We start from the raw sequence: 19,141 nt of genomic DNA on the forward strand, positions 1-19,141 counted from the left end.
CCCCGCAGCCGAGGTGCAGGCAGAGCGCCCGGACAAGAGAGCGGTGAACCCACGGTGGCCGTCCGGTCCGAGGCGAGCGGGCCGGCCGCCGTGGGGGGCGAGCTCGGGCACATGTGACCCGGCCCGGGGGCCTATCACCGCACCGCTGGAAACCCGGCTCCGGCCGGCTGGTCAGCCGCGGCGGCGCAGCCGGGGGATCCGGTCGAAGACGGCCGCGAGTCTGGCCGCCTGGGCGAAGAGCTGGGCCGGCCGTGAGCGGTCACCGTCCAGGTGCGTCAGCGTCTCCATCCCGAGGTAGAACGCGACGGCGGCGCTCGCGATCACCGGAACCCCGACCAGGGAGGCCAGCGGCTTGCCGCGCAGCAGCGTGGTCAACACCTCCCCTGCCAGCTCCTCCCACCGTCGGGTCTCCAGCACCAGCCGCTCGGCCACCCGGGAGCCGGGGCGGGCCCCGGCGTAGATCTCCTGGACTGCGGCGATATGCCCGACCTGGGTGTCCTCGTCGTACAGCTCGCGGAGCAGCTCGACCGCACGCCCGGCCCGGTCGACGCCGGACAGTTCGGAGCGGTACCGGCCGGCCCGAGCCTCGCAGGTGTGCACCAGGGTTGCCACCAACAGGTCGTCCAGGTCGGCGAAGTGGTAGTAGATGACGCCCGGCGCGAAGCCCCCGCACTGCGCGATCGCCCGAGCGGTGGTGCCGCCGTAGCCGTTGCGGACCAGGCTGGCGAGGGTGGCGTCCAGGATCCGGCTCCGGGTCTCGGCGCCTCGGCTGTCGGCGCTGCGGGTCTCAGACAACGCGCACCGGCCGGCTGCCGTCGACGGTGAGGTGAAGGTGCACCATCAGCAACGGGTGCACCCAACCTCCTACGATCATCATCACCGCATACATCAGCACCCCAGGAGCATAGGGCCGCAGCAACCCCCCGCCCGCCGGGGCGTTCACCGGCGGCCCCGCTTCTCCCGGAGCATGCCCTCGGCGACGATCCGGCTGCCCATCACGCAGGCCACCGTGCCCACTCCGGGCCAGGTCGAGTCGCCGACCAGCCACAGCCCCGGGCCACCGAGGTCGTGCGGGACTGCATGCTGGTTGGTGTTGTCCAACCGCTGGCGCGGTCCGCCGACCGCCCCACCCGGGCGGAACCCGAACCGCTGGTAGGTGCGCGGTGTGCCGGTCTGCGCGAACACCGCCCGCCGTGCCAACTCAGGGTAGGCGCGCCGGGCCTGACCGATCAGGTGTTCGCCGATCTCCTTCTTCCGTAGGGCGTACTCGCTCTCGCCGAGCCCGCTCCAGGCGGCGAGCTCGGTGTGGGTGGAGATCATCACGGCCCGGTGGCCGGGCGGGGCGCTGAGCTCGTCCCCCGGCGCGGAGACGGAGACGAACATGTTGTTCCCATCGCCCAGCGGGCGGTCGTACGACTCCATCAGCTGGTGGTGGGTGAATTCCTGACCGGCCACCTCCTCCTCGGGCACCCCGAGGAAGACCGCGCAGGCGCCACCCAGCGCCTTCTCGTCGCGCGCCAGGTACGGCCGCAGCCGACCGGCGACCGGGAGCGCGGCGCAGATCCGGGCCGTGGCGGCGACCGGCACCGCGCAGACCAGGCGCCCGGCGACAGAAATGCCCTGTCGAGTGGTGATCAGGTAGTCCCCGGGACCGCCGTCCACCCGGGACACCTCGCAGCCCACCCGGAGCGAGCCGCCGAGCGCCCGGTAGCGCGCCACCAGCACCCGCCAGAAGCCGTGCATACCGCCCACGTGCCGGCTCAGCCCGGCGCCCCGGATGGTCACGCCGAGCGCCGAGTTGATCAGCGGCGCGTCGTCGATGCCGGCGTGCACGGTGTCCTCGACCATCATGGCCAGCAGCCCGACCAACGGCGCATCGCCGCGCAGGCCGTGGCTGCGCAGCGCGTCCCCGAGCGTCCGGTTGAGGTGACGCGCCAGCGGCACGCCCGCGAGGCCGACCGCGCGCAGATCCCGCAGCGCGGTCGCGGGCCCGCGCACCGGCAGCTGTACGCCCGACCGGCTGGCCCGCCAGAAGGTCTCCGCCAGGCCGTCCAGCAGGGCCCAGAAGCGCCGGTGCCGGACGGTGTCACCGAGCATCCGCAGTCGCTCGGCGTGCCAGGCGGCCGGGTCGCGGTGCAGCGCCACCTCGCGATCGGGCAGGAAGGCCCGGTACCCCGGCAGCGACTGCGCGTCCAACGGGCCGACGCCGACGGTCTCCAGCAGCTCGGCACCGACCCCGCCCCGCTCGAAGTCGACCAGGGTGGTCGCCCCGACATCGAAGGAGAAACCCCGCTTGCGGTAGTACCCGGCGCAGCCGCCGGCGTGGCCGTGCGCCTCCAGCACCACCGTGGAGAGGCCTGCGGCCTGCAGCCGCAGCGCGGTCGCCATCCCCGCCATGCCGCCGCCGATCACGGCCACGTCGACCCCGGGCTCGATCTGAACGTTCGTTCTGAACATGTGTTCAGATTAGGAAGCGCACTGATCCCACGTCAATGCCCCGTGGCATTCCGGCAGATGAACCGTCCGGCCTGGGCGATCAGGTCGTCGTGGGCGCCGCGTTCGACGATGTGGCCGACCTCGACGACGAGGATCTGGTCGGCGGCGGCCTCGTCGAGGATGACGACCCGCCGACCGGCGAGCAGGAGCCGGGCGGTGGTCATCCGCCGACCGCACGCAACCGATCACAAATCAACAAAGTCACGCATGGAGCCTATTGCCATGTCGCATGTGCAATTACACTCCAGCAGACAGCCACAGCAACTCCCCTGCTCCGTACCATCCCTGTGGTGGGTGGCTGCGGTCCGCATGCGCCGGCCATGTGTGTCTTTCTGTTTGATCCCCCACCTCCCCCACTTCGACGCGCCCTCCTGGAGCCGCACCCATGCGCGTACAACCGCGACGCACCACCCGCCTGTCCAGCGCCCTGCTGACGCTTGCGCTCGCCGCACCCGGCCTCGGCGCCCTCGCCCTCACCACCGCGCCTGCGGCCGCCGCTCTCGGCAACGGCACCGCCCTCACCCCGCCGATGGGGTGGAACTCCTGGAACAGCCTGGGCACCGCCGTCAACGAGCAGCAGGTCGTGCAGACCATCGACTTCATGTCGGCCAACGGCCTGGTGTCGGCCGGGTACAACACCGTCACCATCGACGACGGATGGTCGCTGCGGCACCGCACCGGCCAGACCACCGACCTGGTACAGAACTCCTACGGCGCGATGCAGTTGTACGACAGCAACGGCAGCCCGGTGCTCGGGACCGACGGCACCGGCAACGACCCGACCTCCGGTCACCTCACGCCGGACCCGAACAACTTCCCGTCGCAGGTGGTCAACGGCCAGACGCTGAACGGCATCCAGTACCTGGCCTGGTACGCGCACAGCAAGGGCATGAAGTTCGGCCTCTACGGCACGGACACCTACGTCACCTGCCAGGGCCACCCCGGCAGCCTGGGCCACGAGGCGACCGACGCCAACGACTTCGTCGCCTGGGGCGTCGACTACGTGAAGTACGACGACTGCCCGTACGGCCCGCAGATCGTCGGCCCAGACGGCCACAACTACTGGACCCAGGGCGAGGGCAAGGAGCTCACCCAGTCCATGTACGCCCGGGTGCAGACCTTCCAGCGGGCGCTGGACTCGGCCTCCGCCGCCCGGGGCACCGCGAAGGTCACTCTCAGCGTCTCGGCCCAGCCCGTGCACAGCGGCGTCCCGTACCTGCTCAATGCCAACGACCCCGCCCGTACAGACCCGGTCATCCTGGCGGCCGGCACTCCGCAGTTCCAGGCCCCCGGCTACTCCCCGACCGGTGTGTGGTGCGGGCAGGTGGCGAACCTGTGCCGGATCGGCGGCGACCGCGACAGTGAGCTGAGCGGCGTGCTCTACAACGGCCAGCTGCGGACCGCGTTGCAGTCCTCCTCCAACGTACGGGCGGGCAGCTGGAACGACATGGACATGCTGTTCGCCGGCTGGAACGACCCCTACGGCGTCTACGGGGTCACCGACAACAACATCAGCTCCAGGTCGTTCACCGACGACGAGTCGCGCACCGAGATGTCGATCCTCTCGATGATGGCCTCGCCGCTGATCTCCGGCGCCGACCTGCGCACCGCCGCCCAATCCCAGCACAGCTACAACGGCGTCAACTGGACGACGGGCATCAACGCGAACTCGCTGGCGATCCTGAAGAACCCCGGCATGATCGCCGTCGACCAGGACAGCCTCGCCAAGCCCGCCACCCTGGTCGGCAGCGCTCCCAACTCGCAGACCGCACCGGTGGTGCTCAAGCGCCAGTTGGCGAACGGCGACATAGCCGTGCTCCTGGTCAACCAGGACCCGACCTACAGCCGGACCGTCTCCACCAGCCTCAGCGCGCTGGGCCTCGGCGGCCCCGGCTTCTCGTACCAGGAGCTCTGGACCGGCGCCAGTGGCAACTTCACCGGCACCGTCAGCGCCTCACTCGCGCCGCACGCCGTCGCGTTCTACCGCCTGACCGCACTGCCGACCACCATCCCCGCCACCATCGTCGGCGACGGCCGCTACCACTCGATCGGCACCGGCGGCAAGGCGCTGGAGGCGGCCGGCACCTGCAGCGCCGCCGTGGGCGCCAACGCGGACATCAACACCTGGTGGAGCGACCACACTTCGGAGCAGTGGACGTTCACCACCAACCCCGACGGCACCGTCCGGATCAGCGACAACTGCAACACCGGCACCCAGACCCACACCGTGCTCGCCGCCGGCAGCAGCGCGGGCAACAGCGCCTACCTGCTCAACTACTCGCCGGGTAACCCCTGGCAGGAGTGGCGGGTCGTGCAGAACACCACCACCGGCGCTCTGACCATCACCAACGTGGGCACCGGCCTGACCCTGGACACCTCCGGCACCACGGCCGGCGCCACCGTGGTCACCAACTCCCCCAACGGCGGCGCCCCGGGCCAGTCCTGGACCGTCCTGTCCTGACCGACTGCCCGCCCCCGACCCACCACAGGCGCCGTGGCGCCCGGCTCCCCGCCGGGCGCCACGGCGTCGTTCCGGGTCAGGCGCGGCAACGCAGCATCGTCAGCGGGGGATTGGCGGCGTAGTCGTCCCAGAACTCCTTGCCGTACTCGCGCACGCCGGCGTCGGAGATCTCCATGGGAACCCAGGTGATCTCCTTGAATCCGGCCGCCTCCAGGGACTTCTCGAGGACCTCGCGGCTCGGCGGGTTGGCGACGAACGAGACGGGCGGGTCGAGCAGCGCGGTGAGCTGCTCGCGCGGCCCGATCTCGGTCTCCTCGCCGAGCGACTCGCACAGGAAGCCGTACTTGGCTAGGGAAGGCCCGTCGAAGCGGAAGTCCGGGTGCTGCGTGAAGACGAAGAACTCGGATCCGGGTGCGATGCTGCGGTGGATGTTGCGACACATCTTCTCGATGGTCGCGATGCTGTCGGCGTAGTTGAACAGCTGGATCGCTATCGCGATGTCGAACGGCTTGTCGAAGGTGCGCATTTCGGCGACGTCGCCGACCTCGTACTGCACGCCCAGCGGGTTGCCGTCCTCCAGGGCTCGGGCCGCGTCGACCATCACGGGGGAGATCTCGACGCCGAGGACGTGGGATGCGCCGCGGCGCTTGAACTCCCGGCTGTAGAAGCCGGTTCCGGAGGCCAGGTCGAGGACCGACTTGCCCGTCACGTCTCCGACGAGGGCGAGGAAGCCGGGCACCTCGCCGTAGCGCGCGAGAGGGAGGGTCTTGAAGCCCTCGAACGCCTCGCCGATCTCGTCGTACAGCTGACCGCTCATCGTGCTGCTCCCCCAATGTCGTTGGCCACGGCCTTCGGAACAGGCCGCAACCTCTGGCCGGAAGTCTCCCTCCCGTCAGCCGGGGCAACGTACTGGCAGAAGCCACAAATATGCCGTGGCTACGGCCGGTTCGGTCTTCGCGTTCGTATCGGAACCCCGGCGCAACCGCCGCTCTCGGCAACCACCCCTGTGGTCAGTGGAGGTCACGTTGCCAGTCCGGCGGCACCTTGCCCTCGGGGCCGGGCGCCGGCTGCGAGCGGGGGTGCGAGGTGGGCGGGGCAAGGTCGGGACCGTCGTAGAACTGCCCGGTCTCCAGGTTCCAGAACCAGCTTTCGCCGGGTTCGAAGCTGGTCAGGAACGGGTGGCCGGCCTCTCTGGCGTGCCGCGTACCGTGCTGGGACGGTGAGGAGTCGCAGCAGCCGATGTGCCCGCAGGCCGCGCAGCGGCGCAGGTGCATCCACCAGCCCGGACCGTCTCCGGCCAGGCACTCAACGCAGCCTTCACCGGTCGGTGCGGCCGTCGGGTCGATGCCGGGAATGCTCTGTTCCTCCACTGGTGGCTCCTCTGCCGTGTGGTCGAACGGTCGAGCGGTTGAGCCGGGTGAGCCGGGTGTTCAGGCGCGTTGGCGCTCGTCCCGCTGTCTGATCAGCTCCTCGACCGCGCTCGGGAGGGTCGTCTCGAAGTCGATCAGCTTCGCCCACGTCGGGGTGACGACGATTCGGACCATGCCGTCGTAGAGCGAGCGGACACCCGCCTCCCACTCGACCCGCTGCTCGGGCGTCATCGTGTAGGTGCTGTTCGCCTGGAGGAACTCGTCCGGGATGCCCTCGACGACGTCCAGCTCGGCCCGGCCACGGATGAGCAGGATCTTCGGCGGGTGCACCTCGGTGTCGATGGTCAGGGCGACCATCGGGTTGTGGCGCAGGGCCGGCAGCTTCGGGGCGTTCTTCGGCGTGCACATGACGACTTCCGAGCCGTTCCAGGCGAAGCCGATCGGAACGACCCTGGGTGTGCCGTCCTTGGCGACGTAAGCCAGGCGGGTCAGGTCACGGGCCAGCAGCTCCTGGCTGATCGGACGGTTCAGGACCTCGGTGATCTCACTCGGCTGCACGGCCGGACCCACCTTCCAACGGTCGCTTCGTTCGGCACTTCCTCCAGCTTAGAAGGTCTCCGAGGAGCGGCCAGCGCGACCAGCGCGGGCGGAGTGGCAGTGGTGGTCAGCGGCGGACGAAGAAGGTGGCCGAGTCGCGGTTACCGAGCCAGCGCAGCGTGAGCGGGCAGTGGGAGGACGGGCGCCAGCGGGCGGTCAGCTCGGTCCAGAAGGACCCGTCGGCGCAGAGGCCGCCGGGGCCGTCACCGAGGTAGAGGAGACCGGGCCCACGGTAGGCCCGCAGGGTGTCGACGGCCATCGGGTCGCGATGCGGGGGCCACAGCAGGGCCAGGACGCGGTCGGGGTGGGCGGCGGCGTCCTCGGCGGCTCGCCCCGGGCGCACGTCGGTGTACTGGAAGCGGTCCGTCCAGCCGTTGTGGGCGGTGCGGGCCTCGGCGTCGGTCGCCAGGACGTCGACGCCGTGAGCACGGAGCAGCCATGCCCAGTAGCCGCTGCCCGCGCCGACCTCGAGCAGGCCGCGCCCCGCCAGGCAGGTGGCGATCCAGTCGACGGCCGTACGGGAGGCCAGGGCCCAGCTGTAGACGCGCGAAAGCTCCTGCCGCCGGGGCAGTGGCGGGCCGAGCTCGGCGGGGAGGTGGTCGAAGACGTCGATCACCGGGCTCTGCCGCGTGCCGTGGCGCAGCGCCGGGTACCACAGCAACGGCACCATCTGGGGGTTGTGCGCGGCGAACTCCACGTCCTGGTCCGGCAGTAGCTCACCGAGGGCCCGGAAGGGTCGCGCCCAGCCGGGGTGGTGGAGCCTGGGGCGGGCGGCCCAGAGACCGATCAGTCGCTCGGCGGTCTCGGCGACGAGCCGGGTGGCGGGATCGCCCGGCTCGCCGCTCGGCCCGGAGCCCGGTGCGTTGCCCGGCTCAGCGTCCGGCGCGGTTCTCGGCTCGCTGCGGAGGCTGAGGTTCAGGAGAGGGCCATATGGTCCGGGACGACGATGTCGCCGGGGGTCGGGGGCACCATCGCCATATGAGCCTCGACCACGATGCCAGGGGCGGGGACGGTGGCGGGCTGCGGGCCGGCGCTGACGCCTGCGACCGCTGCGGCGGCGAGAGCCGCAGTCGCGGCGGCGATCAGAGCGGTGTGGCGGTTGCTCAGTTCCATTGCACAGCCTTCGGATTCGGGGTTCTGGACCCCGGCAGCATAGGCAGGAAGATCCATTCGATCAAGCTGCCGAATCCGAGACCCCTGCTGGTCCGGACAGCAGAGACCGTCGGGCCCGGGACGAGGTCGTCTCCGGGCCCGACGGTGGGCGGGCTGTCACGCATCCCCGGCTACGGGGTTCGGTCCGGCAGGGGCGGTGCCGGCCTCACCTGCACTCAGCACTGGGGACGGCGGCCGTGGTTCGCCCGGCGCTTGCAGCGTGCCTTCTTCTTACGGCGTCGCTTCGATGACATGACCACTCCTCTCGCCAAGGCGGCCTGTTCGCCTTCCTCCCACGGTGGCACAGCCGACGCGCATCGGCGCGGGCTGCCGTCGGGCGTATACGCTCGGCGGCATGGCGACCGACGGGGGCGTAGGAGAGTGACTGCGGTGCGGGTACCGGTGCCACCGTTCGGCACGTACGAGGAGGGCCGGCTCTTCCATCGGCTGCTTCTGCTCTTCCTGCGTGATCTCAAGGAGGCCGGTGCGCCGGTCAGCGGGCCGCAGTACCTGCTCGCCGGAGTCCTGGAGCTGCACGGCCCGGCTTCGCCGTGGGCCGACGGCAGCCAGGATGCGCAGCCGCGCTGCTCTGCGTGCCGGACGCCGTTCCCGTGCCGGACCACGTTGGCGGTGGCTGTGAGCGCAGGTCTTCCGATCACGTGGGCCACCCCGGTGCAGGTCGGCCGCGCGCTGCGTGATGCGGGTGTCGAGACGCCGCGAACCGGCGGCGAGATCACGGCGGCGGCCGTCCGGTGGGGCACCGACTGGGGAGCTCAGCGTGCCGTCGACGGCACGTGGGAGGTCGGATTCCAGCAGGACCGCGGCGAGGTCGAGCTCCGGACCCTGCCGGACGACGCCGCGATGGCCCGCTACCTGGCCGAGCGCGGCGAAGTCGGTCTGGCCAGGCCGTTCCCGTACGGGTGGGTGGAGGACCGAGCGGAGGTCGCGGCCGTCCGGGACGCGGCGTTCGACCGGGCGGCGGACTGGCGGGAGCGGGCGGAACTCCCGTTCCTGGCGCAGCATCGGGAGTTCGGGGCCGCACGAGGCCGAGAGGTACTGGGCTGACCGTCCGGAGTCAGTGGCCGAGGGGCGGGGGCAGGCAGCCGGTCTCCGAGTACGGACCGTTCACCGAGACCCCAACGTTGGACGGCTGCACGAAGGCGGTCACGCAGGCGTCCTTGGCGACCCGAAGCCCGATCATCGTGCCTGGCGGGGTGACGTACCCCGAGTCCTCGTAGCGTGCGTACATCCCTCGCACCGTCAGCTCGGCGGCCGGGTAGCCGAGCGGCTCCAGCGCTCTGCCGACCGACTCCGGGTCGAACTTGCCTGCGGCGTGGAGTTGCTCCAGCAGGGGTTTGATCCGCCCGGCCTCTGCCGTGGCCGACGCCTCCCCGTCTGCCGACATCCCCGCCGGCCGGCGGTAGGCGTTGTTGTCCCCATTGTGCGGAGCGCCGTCCACGACACCCGGCTCGACGTACGGCGACGGCCCGGCCGGGCCGGGCGAGGCGGACACGGACGGGGACGGGGAGTTGGCGGAAGGGGAAGGGGAGCCGACCGCAGGGGCGGTCGGGCCAAGGTCCTCGAAGCGCAGCTCGCCCCGGACGGACGGTGAGCTGCAGCCGGTCACCAGGGCCGCGCTGATGACAAGCAGGACTATCGGGAGCACGGTGGGCGGGCGCTTCGAGATCGGCATGGCGACGACTCTGCCAGATGCCGGACAGCCGGGGCCGCTCGGCGCGTGCGCGGGGCCGTGCGGCGGTCGTTCGTCCAGAATGGCTCGGGTGCGCCGTCGGCCGGGTCCGTCCCGGCCTCCCGGCGGGCTGCCTAGCCGACGGGAGGAGGTGCGCACCTCGTGGCCGATCGACGCCTCCGGGCGCTTGGCGCTCACGGCAGGAGTCTGGCCGTCAGCACCTGGCAGGCCGGGCGGGAGTTGGAGTTGCTCCATCGGGCGATGGCCTTCGCCGCGCTGTTCTTCGTCACCCTGGTGCCGCTGTTGGTGGTGATCGCGGCGGCCCTTCCGACGCGTGGCAACGGGATCGCCGACTGGATCAACGACGGGCTCGGCCTGACCGAGGGATCGTCCCGTGCGGTGAGCGAGCTGTTCGCCTCGCGACACGACGTGTTGAGCACCACCACCGCGCTCAGCCTGGCCGCGCTCGCCATCTTCGGGATCTCCCTGATGGCGGCCGTGCAGAACGTCTACGAGCGGATCTGGGGCCTGCCGTCGGCCGCCTGGCACACGCTCTGGCGTCAGGTGCTCGGCCTGGCCGGGCTGATCGCCCTGATCCTGCTCAGCACCTGGCGGGGCATCCCCTGGCACGGCCCTGTCTCGACGGCGACCGTGCGCATCATCTTCGGGGTCTGCGCCGGTGTCCTCTACTTCTGGTGGTTGCAGCACCTACTGCTCGGCTCCCGGATCGCCTGGCCCGCGCTGCTGCCCGGCGCGCTCGCGACGGTCGCCGCTTTCACCGGTCTGCGGTTCTTCTCCGAACTGGTCTTCGCGCCGCTGATCGTCTCCAACGCGGTCTCGTACGGCGCGGTCGGGACGGTGCTGGTCGTCCAGTCCTGGCTGATCGGGGTCGGGTACACCGTCTATGCCGGGGCGCTGCTCGGCCGCCGCGTCCCGCCGGGCAGCGGGATCGAACCGGCGGAGCAGCCGTGACAATTGCCGTTGCCCCGTGGGCGGGCGGGGCCCTACGCTGACGGCCGCTGATCTCATGATCAACTCGGGCAGCCGGCGCCGACCCTCCTCCGGCTCCACCGCCTCGGAGGCGCCGTGATCTTCCGTCCCACAGTCGAGTCCGACCTCGACCGCGTTCTCCCGCTCATAGTCGCCGACCCGGCCTGCCCCCTGACCGCCGACACGTACCGAGCCAGGCTCGCCGACGGCGAGTACCGCCCGGCCTGGACGTGGATCGCCGAGGACTCCCCCGGCGGCACGCCACTCGCGCTCGCCGTCTGGTGGGGCGCCCCGGAGGATTCCCGGCCGAGTGCCCTCGACGCGCTGTTCGTCCTGGCGACGGACGGCACGGACACCGGCCGAATCGCACTGGCCGCCGGGCTGCTCACCGCCGCACACGCGGAGTACGCCAGGGCGGGCGCCGCCGAGCCGCCGGAATACCACCTCCTGCTGTCCGGCGGTCAGCACGACCGGCCGGATGCCGTGGCAGCCCTCGCCTGGCGGGAGGAGGCCGCCTTCCGGGCCGGGCTGGCGGCGCGCGTGGACCGGGTGCGTTACGAGTGGACCCCGTCGGCCGGTCTCCCGGCGCCGTCGGGCCGCCTGCTCTTCCACCCCGAGCCCGACGACGAGGTCTTCGTCGACCTGTTCCGCCGGGTCCTGCCGGGCACTCTCGATGCCGCCTCGCGCAAGGCCGCCGAGCGGGCGGGAGTGGATGGGGCGGTGGCGCAGGCTCGCGAGGACGTGGCGTTCTACCGCGACACGATGCTCGGAGCGCGCTCCTGGTGGCGGGTCGCCCGGCGGCCGAGCGGCGAGGTGGTGGGCTTCGGTTTGCCGTCCCGCAACCACGCTTTTCCCGTGGTCGGCTATCTCGGAGTGCTTCCCGGACACCGGGGCTGCGGGTACGCGGACGAGATCCTCGCCGAGATCACCCGGGTCCTGGTCTCGGCGGCCGACCCGGAACGGGTGCGGGCCGACACCGACCTGACGAACACTCCGATGCGCGCGGCCTTCGAGCGGGTCGGCTACCGCGCCGATGCCCACCGCGTGGTGCTCTCGGCGGACTGACCCGCGAGCCCCCGGACGGTGCCGGGCAGGCGATCAGCCGATCTCGGCGGTGACGACCATGGCGGTGCTGTCATCGGCCTCGGCGAGCAGGGCGCCGTCGGGGGCCCAGATCGCGGCGCCGCCGCAGCCCGTCCAGGGGCCGGACGGGCCGACCTGGTTGGCGAGGACGACGTGGAGACCGGCCTGCTTCGCGATCCCCGGGTAGACCGTGGCGCGCTCCTGGCGGCCGGCGCCGGTGCCGTAGAGGGAGCTGGCCAGGTGCACGTCGCAGCCGTCGGCGGCCTCACGGTCGATCAGGTCGGCGAAGTGGTTGTCGAAGCAGGTGGCCAGGGCGAAGCGGAGGCCGCCGAGTTCGAACCGGCCGTCCTGGTCGCCCGCCACGAAGACGCCCTGCTCGTGCTCGAAGAGGTGCTGCTTGCGGTAGCTGGTGAGGAGTGCGCCGTCCGCGCCGAGGACCAGCGTCTCCAGGGCGGGCAGCGGGCCTTCGGTGGGCGCTGCGCAGTTGACGACGACGGCGATCCCGGCCGACCGGAGGCCGTCGAGGCGGGGGTCGTCGGCGCCCGTCCACAGACCCGGGTCGGCGGCGATGGCCTGGAGCTCGTAGCCGGTCAGTGCCAGCTCGGGGAAGACGACCAGGTCGGCGCCCTGGTCACGGGCCTGCTGGGCGAGGACGGTGAGCCGGCGGAGGTTCGCGGGAACGTCGGCGGGGTCACAGGTCAGCTGCGCGGCGGCGATCTTCATGGCGTACAGGATGCCAGGGCGGGCTGCACCCGGCATAACCCCGGGACGGCTGGAGTTGTGCTTCCCGTGACCAAGATTCTTGTGACCGGCGCGACCGGCAGCACGGGCAGGAATGTCGTCAACTCGCTGACTGCGGCGGGGCACGAGGTGCGGGCTCTGGTACGTGACCCGGGCCTGGCCCGGCTGCCGTCGGGGGTGGAGGTCGTCCGTGGCGACCTCTCGTCCCCGCAGACGCTGGTGCCCGCGCTTCGGGGCGTGGAGAGCGTGTACCTGGTGTGGCCCGGCATTCCGGTGGATCCCCGGGTGGTGGAGCTCGTCGCCCGGCACGCCCGGCAGGTCGTGTATCTGTCGACGGATGTCGCCGATCTCGCGGAGGGCGAACCGGCTTCCTCCTTCCACCAGGAGATCGAGCGGCAGATCAGGGGCTCGGGGCTCCGCTGGACCTTCCTGCGGGCGATCGACTTCGCCACCAACACCCTCGGGTGGGCCGACCAGATCCGGCAGGGCATCGTCCGGCTGCCTTACGGACGGGCCGCCAGATCGCTGATCCACGAACGCGACATCGCGGACGTCGCCGCGCACGTGCTCACCTCGGCCGGGCACGACGGCGCCAGGTACGTGCTCACCGGGCCCGAGGCACTCACCCACGCCGAGCTGGTCCGGATCATCGGCGAGGCCGTCGGGTGCGAGGTGCGGTGGGAGGAGCAGGCTCCGGAGGCGGCCCGCGAGCAGCTGACGGCCGCCTGGGGCAACCCGCAGTTCGTGGCGGCCAGGCTGGAGGCGTGGGCAGCCTTCGTCGACTCACCGGAGCGGGTCACCGACACCGTCGCACGCCTGCTGGGGCGGCCCGCACGGACGTTCCGGTCCTGGGCGCAGGATCACGCGGCGGACTTCCGGTAGGCGGTGACGGCCGGTCAGGGTGTGCGGGCGAGCAGGGTCCAGGGCTCGGGGCGGGCCAGGGCGAGGCGGGGTTTGCGGGTGGCCCAGTGGTGGACTGCGGTGGCCATGACGGTGGCGGGGTCGGGGACGGGGTGGGTGGGGGTGAAGGGGGTGGCCATGCTGGTGTAGCTCTGGAACATCGCGAGGAGTTTGACGGCCTGGCTCTGGAAGGGCGAGAGGTACTGGTCGGCGAGGGGGAGGAAGAAGCGGTTCCAGGTCTCGACCGGGACGAGCGGCGGGCGGTCGATCGGTGGGACTCCGTGGGCGGTGCGGAAGTCGTTGAGGGTGGTGCAGATGACGTCGAGGAGGGCGTCGAGGGTGAGGCTGTCGGGGCCCGCCGCGATGATCTCGGTGCGGGGGGTGTCCGGGGGCGGGGCGAGGGCGGCGGCGGCGATGACGGCCGCGACCTGGTCGACGGGGCTGATCTCGGCGTAACCGGTCGGATCGCCGACCACGACGGCGGCCAGGCCGGAGACCAGGGCCTGGAGAATGGTGTAGGGGCCGGAGAAGCGGGCGATGCCGCCGTCCCGGCGGCGGCCGACCACCAGCGGTGGGCGGACCACCGTCAGGGGGCCGGGGTGTTCGCTGCGGACGAGGTCCTCGCAGCGTGCCTTGGACCACTCGTAACCGTTGCGGTACCCCTCGAACTCGGCGCCCCGGAGGTCCTCGGGGTTGCGGGTGCCGCCGACGTAGGCGGTGGAGACGTGGACGAGGTGGGTCTGCGGCCCGCCCAGCGCGAGGACGGCCCGCAGCGGGGCGATGTTGGCGCCGACCGCCTCCTGGCGGCTGAGCGTCCAGCGGGTGCTGGCCGCCGCGTGCACGATCACGTCCCAGGGCCCGGCCAGGGCGGCGGGCGGGGGTTCGGCGCCGATGTCCCAGCGGATCGGGCTGTCGGCGGTGGCCCGCCTGGCCACCGGGACGAGGGTGTGGCCGGTGGTCCGCAGCAGGTCGGCGACCTCGGTGCCAACCACGCCGGTCGCACCGGTCAGGAGGATTCGCATGCACGTCATTTCTGATCGGATCTGGTCGAGTCTGGTTGGGCGCCGGGCGGGGTCAGCTGCCGGGGGTGAGCACCAGGCAGGCGTTCTGTCCGCCGAACCCGAAGGAGTTGGAGAGCACCGGCGCGAGCGGGACGGTACGAGGGGTGCCTGCCACGAGGTCCACCAGGCCGCCTTCCGGGCTGCTGGTCAGGTTCGCGATCGGCGGCACCACACCACGGGCCGCGCAGAGCAGGGCGAGCGCGGCCTCCAGCGCGCCCGAGCCGCCGATCAGGTGCCCGGTGACGCCCTTGACGGCGGTGACGGGCGGCGGGTGGCCGGCGAAGCAGCGGTCGATCGCGCGGGCTTCGGCCCGGTCGTTGAGGACGGTCGAGGTGCCGTGGGCGTTGACGTGCCCGATGTCGGCCGGGGTGAGCCCCGCGTCGGCGACGGCGCGCCGCATGCAGCGGGCGGCGATCTCGCCGTCCTCGTGCGGGGCGACGATGTGGAAGGCGTCGCAGTTGTCGGCGTACCCGGCGACCTCGCCGTAGATCCTGGCCCCCCTGGCGCGGGCGGCGTCCAGGCGTTCGAGCACCAGGACGGCGGCGCCCTCGCCCATCACGAAGCCGTCCCGGTCGGCGTCGAACGGGCGGCTGGCCAGCTCGGGTTCGGCGTTGCGCACGGACATCGCCCGCATCCGGGCGAAGGCACCGACGATCACGGTGGTGACGGACGAGTCGACGCCTCCGGCGACGGCGGCGTCCAACTCCCCGTACCGGATGCGGCGGGCCGCCTCGCCGATCGCCGTGGTGCCGCTGGCGCAGGCCGCCGAGTAGGTCGTGCAGGAGCCCTGGAAGCCGTACCGCAGGGCCAGCCGGCTCGCGGCCGAATTCGCCATCGTCCGGGGCACGGTGTGCACCGGCATGTCCCGGGGCCGGGCGGCGTGGCTGATGGTGACCGCCTCCATGCTGGGCAGGCCGCCGATGCCGGTGCCGATCTGGACGCCGATCCGGTCCGGCGCAATCGTCGGCAGCGCGGCCTCCGCCACCGCGTCGGCGGCGGCGCAGAGCAGCAGTACGGTGGCCCGGTCGACCTGCCGGGCCTCGCGGCGGGTGACGTACGCGTCGACGTCGAACGGCGGCACCAGGCAGGCGAACTGCACCGGGAGGTCGTGCTCCACCAGGTGGTCGACCACGACGGCCGTCGAGCGGGCCTTGAGCAACGACTCGTAGGCCGTCTCCAGGCTGTTGCCCGCAGGGGACTTGACGCCGATGCCGGTCACGGCGACCCGGTGGCCGCCGGAGGGGTGGGCCATGGCGGGCAGTGGGTGTGCGGGCAGTGGCCGGCCGGTCATCGGGCGGCCGCCGTACGGGCTTCGAGCAGGTCGATGGCGTGGCCGACGTCGCTCGCGGCGGTCAGGTCCTCGACGGCGATCCGCAGCGCGAGGGCGCGCTCCAGCCGGGCGCCGATCTCCATCAACTCCAGGCTGTCGATGCCGTAGTCGGCCAGCAGGCTGGTACGTTCCTGCACCTCGTCGACCTCCGTACCGAGCACGTCCGAGATGGTCGTCCTGACCACCAGGGCCAGCTCCTCGCGAGTGGGCATGTCCGTGGTTCCTTCCGGGTCGGGGTCAGGGGGTGGGCGCGGCGGCGGTGACGGCGGCGTCGAGGATGTCGAGTGCCTCGGCCACGTCCGCCTCGGTGCTGACCAGGGGCGGCAGCAGCCGTACGGTCGTCGGCCGGCCCAGGCAGGGCGACACCAGCAGGCCCCGGGAGGCGAGTTCGAGCACCACCGCGCCGGCGGTGGCCGGGCTGCACAGGTCGACGCCGCGAAGCAGGCCGCGGCCGCGCACCGCGCGGACCGCCGCCGGGTGGCGGTCGCGGAGCGCGTCCAGCCCGGCGTCCAGCTGGGAGGACAGGGCCTTTCCGTGCTCGGCCAGTTGCTCGATCGCTCCGAGTGCGGCGGGCAGTGCGGCGCAGCTGAGCGGGTGGCCGCCGAACGTCGCCGAGTGCAGGAAGGGGTCGGCGGCGAGTGGCGCGTAGAGGCTCTCCGAGCACACCAGCGCGGACAGCGGCACGACGCCGCCGCCGAGCGGCTTGCCGAGCAGCACGCCGTCGACGGGCAGGCCTTCGGCGAGCGCGACCGACGGCTCGCCGCAGCGGCGCAGGCCGCACTGGATCTCGTCGGCGATGACGAACGCCCCGCCCTGGTGGGCGTCCTGGCACCAGCGGCGCAGGATCTCGACCGGCAGCGGCACGGCGCCGTTCTCGCCCTGGACGGGCTCGAACACTACGGCGGCCACCTGACTGGACGTCAACTCCCGTGCCACGGCGTCTGGTTCATCCGGGTCGACGTGCACGACGTCCACGGCGCAGCCCTGCAGCCCGACCCGGTAGAGCGGGCTGTGGGTGAGGGCGAGCGCGCCGAGTGACTTCCCGTGGAAGCCGCCGCGCACCGCGATCACCCGGGGCCGCCCGGTGGCTAGCCGGGCCAGCTTGACCGCGACCTCCACGACGTCGGCGCCGTTCAGCCCGAAGTAGACCTTGGGCAGGGCGCCGCCGAGGTGGCTGGTCAGCCGGGCCGACGCGGCGGCGGCCACGGGGTTGGCGAGGCTGCGGGTCGCGGTGGGCATGGTGTCGAGCTGCTGCCGGACGGCGGCCACCACCTCGGGGTGGCGGTGGCCGAGCAGGGTGACGGCGTAGGACCCGAAGTCGAGCACCGAGCGGCCGTCGGAGAGCGTGACGCGGACGCCGTCGGCGGCGGTCTCCACCGCGCCCCGGCCGGCGAAGCTGCCGGTCAGTGCGAGCTTCGGGGAGAGGTGTCGGCGGAGCTGGTCGAACACCTCGGTGGCGGTGGTCACTTGGACACCGCCGGGTGGAGCTGACCGCTGCGCGGCGCGGGCGCCTCGGCTGGGTGGGCCGGGCTCTGGGCGGCGGGTGTCAGCCGTCGGCGGAGGTCGGCGAGCATCTCCTCCGCGTTCTCCCGCAGGGCCGTCGCGGCGACGGGGTTGAGCATCTCGGCGAGCAGTGGGATGCCGATGTCGAACTCGACGTGCAGCGCGACGGTGCTGCCGCCCGGGGCCTCCTCGACCGCCCAGTGCCCGGCGAACTCGCCCAGGTCGCCGGTGAGCTGGCGGAAGTCGAACCGGCGGGCGACGGGGTCGATCACCTCGGCCTCCGTCCAGCGCAGCACGGAGCCCTGGAGGCGGACCGACCAGGCGGTGGTGCGGTGGCGGGCGTCGGCCTGTTCGGTGATCTGGACGGAGTCGACGCTCGTCATGGAGTGCGGGTAGGACTCGACGTCGACCACCGCCGCCCAGACGGTGTCGGGCGGTACCGCGATGGGAAGTCGCACGTCAACGCGGGGCATGGGAGTACCTCTCCTCGTCGGGTTCGGCGGGCGCGCCGGACTGACCGGGCTGGCCGGGCGGTGGACCGATCGGGTCTGCGGCAGCGTGCGGGGCGGCGTGCGGGCCGAGGGCGGCGGCCTGGGCGGCGGCGAGGGCCCGGGGCAGCAGCAGGCGCAGCAACGCCCTCGGCAGCGGCCGGAGATGGGTCATCGCGTAGTACTGCTCGACCAGCTCGCAGCCGAGTTCGACCTTCGGCTGGTAGGCGGTCTGGGCGAACCGGATGTGCCGGCAGCCGGATTCGATTGCCAGTCGGATCGCCGCGTAGTGCACGGCGTGGTAGAGCCGGGCCTCGTGGGCGATCCGGTAGTCCAGGCCGATCCGGGCGCCGGTCGCACCCGCGCCGGCGAAGAAGCAGAGCAGGAAAGCGACCAGCCGCTCATCCTCGAAGCACGCGACCAGGCGGCGGCCGGAGGCGGCGGGGTCTCCGGGGCCTGCGGAGCTTGCGGGGCTTGCGGGGCTTGCGGGGCTTGCGGGGGCGGCGCCCGAGTGCACGGCGGCCAGAAAGGAGGCGTCCAGCACGTCGAGGGTCTGGTCGGCTCTGGCCATCACCTGCTGGTAGAGCGCGAGCACCTCGGGCAGCAGATGGGCGAAGTCGTCCAGCACCTCCGTCCGCAGCCCGGGGCGGGCCGCGATCCGGCGGAGCTTGCTCCGGGCGTTGCGGCGCGGCTTGGCCGGGAGCCCGACCAGGTACTCGTCGAACGACACCTGCCCCAGCCGGAGTTCGGTGTCCGGCAGGCTCGGCACGAAGAAGAACCTGGCCGCCGTCAGCGCCGGGCGCAGCGCGGCCAGCTCGACGGGGGTGAAGTCCTTGAACAGCACCGTGCCGAGCCGTTCGCTGCGGGCGAGGTCGAGAACGGCCTCGACCAGCACCTGTAAGGCCTCCGGCGTGAGTCGGCCGGTGGTCAACAAGTGTCCCTGGCCGAGGAGATGGCCACAGATGAGCATCGGCACCCGGAGCAGCCGGGGGAACAGCCGGCCGACCGGCGCCAGCAGGCGGCGCGCGCGAGGGTCGACCACGTCGTCCAGCCGCAGCTGCCGGAAGAGGCAGAGCGGCAGCACCGCGATCACACCGGTGTCGTCGTGCAGGAGTAGGTACGCGAAGCTGTCGGGCCCGATCCGGCCGCGTTCCATCGCGGTCATGACGGCCCGGGTCCACATCGGGTCGTCCGGTGGCGCGAGTTGCTCCCACAGCCCGTCGGGGAGCAGCTCGACGGCGCGCACCACCTCGACCCGGTATCCGTGCTGCCGAGTCAC

General features: G+C 72.3%; 21 protein-coding genes. 5 read left to right on the plus strand and 16 right to left on the minus strand.

Going from position 1 to position 19,141, the window contains the following annotated elements; translation table 11 throughout:
- Positions 1 to 171 precede the first annotated feature (171 nt).
- The 3 genes from ACR68M_RS00610 to ACR68M_RS00620 all read right to left on the minus strand — a co-directional run bounded on the left by ACR68M_RS00610 (position 172) and on the right by ACR68M_RS00620 (position 2,660).
- Entirely contained in the window at positions 172 to 795 is a 624-nt protein-coding gene (locus ACR68M_RS00610) for a TetR/AcrR family transcriptional regulator (protein ID WP_441248363.1), read from the minus strand.
- Positions 796 to 939: 144 nt separating this feature from the next.
- Positions 940 to 2,457, minus strand: a complete 1,518-nt coding sequence (locus ACR68M_RS00615) for a phytoene desaturase family protein (RefSeq protein WP_441248364.1) — start codon at positions 2,455 to 2,457, stop codon at positions 940 to 942.
- Between the two features lie 32 nt (positions 2,458 to 2,489).
- On the minus strand, positions 2,490 to 2,660 hold the full coding sequence (locus tag ACR68M_RS00620; RefSeq protein WP_441248365.1) for a hypothetical protein: 171 nt from the start codon (positions 2,658 to 2,660) through the stop codon (positions 2,490 to 2,492).
- Between the two features lie 221 nt (positions 2,661 to 2,881).
- On the opposite strand from ACR68M_RS00620, the gene ACR68M_RS00625 reads away from it, so the two are divergent.
- Positions 2,882 to 4,957, plus strand: a complete 2,076-nt coding sequence (locus tag ACR68M_RS00625) for an alpha-galactosidase (RefSeq protein ID WP_441248366.1) — start codon at positions 2,882 to 2,884, stop codon at positions 4,955 to 4,957.
- A gap of 76 nt (positions 4,958 to 5,033) precedes the next feature.
- Here ACR68M_RS00625 and ACR68M_RS00630 read toward each other — a convergent pair whose 3' ends face one another.
- From ACR68M_RS00630 to ACR68M_RS00650, 5 genes are all read right to left on the minus strand, one after another.
- A complete protein-coding gene (locus ACR68M_RS00630) occupies positions 5,034 to 5,774 on the minus strand; it encodes a class I SAM-dependent methyltransferase (RefSeq protein WP_441248367.1) in 741 nt (246 codons plus the stop codon).
- A 193-nt stretch (positions 5,775 to 5,967) separates the two neighbouring features.
- The gene (locus tag ACR68M_RS00635) at positions 5,968 to 6,327 is read right to left on the minus strand and encodes a UBP-type zinc finger domain-containing protein (protein ID WP_441248368.1); all 360 of its coding nucleotides are present in this window, start codon (positions 6,325 to 6,327) and stop codon (positions 5,968 to 5,970) included.
- A 60-nt stretch (positions 6,328 to 6,387) separates the two neighbouring features.
- The gene (locus tag ACR68M_RS00640) at positions 6,388 to 6,885 is read right to left on the minus strand and encodes a pyridoxamine 5'-phosphate oxidase family protein (RefSeq protein WP_441248369.1); all 498 of its coding nucleotides are present in this window, start codon (positions 6,883 to 6,885) and stop codon (positions 6,388 to 6,390) included.
- Between the two features lie 106 nt (positions 6,886 to 6,991).
- Complete coding sequence (locus ACR68M_RS00645; RefSeq protein ID WP_441248370.1) at positions 6,992 to 7,621, minus strand: hypothetical protein; 630 nt, start codon at positions 7,619 to 7,621, stop codon at positions 6,992 to 6,994.
- A 218-nt stretch (positions 7,622 to 7,839) separates the two neighbouring features.
- The gene (locus tag ACR68M_RS00650; protein ID WP_441248371.1) at positions 7,840 to 8,037 is read right to left on the minus strand and encodes a hypothetical protein; all 198 of its coding nucleotides are present in this window, start codon (positions 8,035 to 8,037) and stop codon (positions 7,840 to 7,842) included.
- Between the two features lie 429 nt (positions 8,038 to 8,466).
- Between ACR68M_RS00650 and ACR68M_RS00655 the strand changes: the two genes are divergently transcribed.
- A complete protein-coding gene (locus ACR68M_RS00655) occupies positions 8,467 to 9,141 on the plus strand; it encodes a hypothetical protein (protein ID WP_441248372.1) in 675 nt (224 codons plus the stop codon).
- 10 nt (positions 9,142 to 9,151) lie between these two features.
- Here the strand turns inward: ACR68M_RS00655 and ACR68M_RS00660 are convergent, their stop codons facing one another.
- Positions 9,152 to 9,769 (minus strand): hypothetical protein, encoded by a 618-nt coding sequence (locus ACR68M_RS00660; protein ID WP_441248373.1) that lies wholly within the window; start codon positions 9,767 to 9,769, stop codon positions 9,152 to 9,154.
- Between the two features lie 159 nt (positions 9,770 to 9,928).
- On the opposite strand from ACR68M_RS00660, the gene ACR68M_RS00665 reads away from it, so the two are divergent.
- A complete protein-coding gene (locus tag ACR68M_RS00665; RefSeq protein ID WP_441248374.1) occupies positions 9,929 to 10,738 on the plus strand; it encodes a ribonuclease BN in 810 nt (269 codons plus the stop codon).
- 114 nt (positions 10,739 to 10,852) lie between these two features.
- A complete protein-coding gene (locus ACR68M_RS00670) occupies positions 10,853 to 11,821 on the plus strand; it encodes a GNAT family N-acetyltransferase (RefSeq protein WP_441248375.1) in 969 nt (322 codons plus the stop codon).
- Between the two features lie 33 nt (positions 11,822 to 11,854).
- On the opposite strand, the gene ACR68M_RS00675 is transcribed toward ACR68M_RS00670, so the two are convergent.
- Complete coding sequence (locus tag ACR68M_RS00675; RefSeq protein WP_441248376.1) at positions 11,855 to 12,562, minus strand: carbon-nitrogen hydrolase family protein; 708 nt, start codon at positions 12,560 to 12,562, stop codon at positions 11,855 to 11,857.
- A gap of 66 nt (positions 12,563 to 12,628) precedes the next feature.
- Here ACR68M_RS00675 and ACR68M_RS00680 point away from each other — a divergent pair, with 66 nt between their 5' ends.
- A complete protein-coding gene (locus ACR68M_RS00680) occupies positions 12,629 to 13,462 on the plus strand; it encodes an NmrA family NAD(P)-binding protein (protein ID WP_441248377.1) in 834 nt (277 codons plus the stop codon).
- 14 nt (positions 13,463 to 13,476) lie between these two features.
- On the opposite strand, the gene ACR68M_RS00685 is transcribed toward ACR68M_RS00680, so the two are convergent.
- Genes ACR68M_RS00685 through ACR68M_RS00710 form a run of 6 tightly spaced genes read right to left on the minus strand, consistent with a single transcriptional unit; the run spans position 13,477 to position 19,141 of the window.
- Complete coding sequence (locus ACR68M_RS00685; RefSeq protein ID WP_441248378.1) at positions 13,477 to 14,502, minus strand: SDR family oxidoreductase; 1,026 nt, start codon at positions 14,500 to 14,502, stop codon at positions 13,477 to 13,479.
- 52 nt (positions 14,503 to 14,554) lie between these two features.
- On the minus strand, positions 14,555 to 15,793 hold the full coding sequence (locus ACR68M_RS00690; protein ID WP_441248379.1) for a beta-ketoacyl-[acyl-carrier-protein] synthase family protein: 1,239 nt from the start codon (positions 15,791 to 15,793) through the stop codon (positions 14,555 to 14,557).
- Positions 15,794 to 15,828: 35 nt separating this feature from the next.
- Positions 15,829 to 16,083, minus strand: a complete 255-nt coding sequence (locus ACR68M_RS00695; RefSeq protein ID WP_441248380.1) for an acyl carrier protein — start codon at positions 16,081 to 16,083, stop codon at positions 15,829 to 15,831.
- A 25-nt stretch (positions 16,084 to 16,108) separates the two neighbouring features.
- On the minus strand, positions 16,109 to 17,338 hold the full coding sequence (locus tag ACR68M_RS00700; protein ID WP_441248381.1) for an aspartate aminotransferase family protein: 1,230 nt from the start codon (positions 17,336 to 17,338) through the stop codon (positions 16,109 to 16,111).
- Positions 17,335 to 17,847, minus strand: coding sequence for a type II toxin-antitoxin system RatA family toxin (locus tag ACR68M_RS00705; RefSeq protein WP_441248382.1), 513 nt, complete (start codon positions 17,845 to 17,847; stop codon positions 17,335 to 17,337). The genes ACR68M_RS00700 and ACR68M_RS00705 overlap by 4 nt, the downstream gene beginning before the upstream one ends.
- Positions 17,834 to 19,141 carry a GNAT family N-acetyltransferase gene (locus ACR68M_RS00710; protein WP_441248383.1) on the minus strand — a complete coding sequence of 436 codons (1,308 nt, stop codon included), beginning with the start codon at positions 19,139 to 19,141 and terminating at the stop codon, positions 17,834 to 17,836. The genes ACR68M_RS00705 and ACR68M_RS00710 overlap by 14 nt, the downstream gene beginning before the upstream one ends.

Source organism: Kitasatospora sp. McL0602 (assembly GCF_052076145.1).
GTDB lineage: Bacteria > Actinomycetota > Actinomycetes > Streptomycetales > Streptomycetaceae > Kitasatospora.

Excerpts from the sequence above, each read along its gene's own strand:
- ACR68M_RS00625 (WP_441248366.1), top strand. The coding sequence starts at position 2,882 with ATGCGCGTACAACCGCGACGCACCACCCGCCTGTCCAGCGCCCTGCTG.
- ACR68M_RS00695 (WP_441248380.1), bottom strand. The coding sequence starts at position 16,083 with ATGCCCACTCGCGAGGAGCTGGCCCTGGTGGTCAGGACGACCATCTCG.
- ACR68M_RS00660 (WP_441248373.1), bottom strand. The coding sequence starts at position 9,769 with ATGCCGATCTCGAAGCGCCCGCCCACCGTGCTCCCGATAGTCCTGCTT.
- ACR68M_RS00685 (WP_441248378.1), bottom strand. The coding sequence starts at position 14,502 with ATGCGAATCCTCCTGACCGGTGCGACCGGCGTGGTTGGCACCGAGGTC.
- ACR68M_RS00650 (WP_441248371.1), bottom strand. The coding sequence starts at position 8,037 with ATGGAACTGAGCAACCGCCACACCGCTCTGATCGCCGCCGCGACTGCG.
- ACR68M_RS00675 (WP_441248376.1), bottom strand. The coding sequence starts at position 12,562 with ATGAAGATCGCCGCCGCGCAGCTGACCTGTGACCCCGCCGACGTTCCC.
- ACR68M_RS00690 (WP_441248379.1), bottom strand. The coding sequence starts at position 15,793 with ATGGCCCACCCCTCCGGCGGCCACCGGGTCGCCGTGACCGGCATCGGC.
- ACR68M_RS00705 (WP_441248382.1), bottom strand. The coding sequence starts at position 17,847 with ATGCCCCGCGTTGACGTGCGACTTCCCATCGCGGTACCGCCCGACACC.
- ACR68M_RS00615 (WP_441248364.1), bottom strand. The coding sequence starts at position 2,457 with ATGTTCAGAACGAACGTTCAGATCGAGCCCGGGGTCGACGTGGCCGTG.
- ACR68M_RS00620 (WP_441248365.1), bottom strand. The coding sequence starts at position 2,660 with ATGACCACCGCCCGGCTCCTGCTCGCCGGTCGGCGGGTCGTCATCCTC.
- ACR68M_RS00630 (WP_441248367.1), bottom strand. The coding sequence starts at position 5,774 with ATGAGCGGTCAGCTGTACGACGAGATCGGCGAGGCGTTCGAGGGCTTC.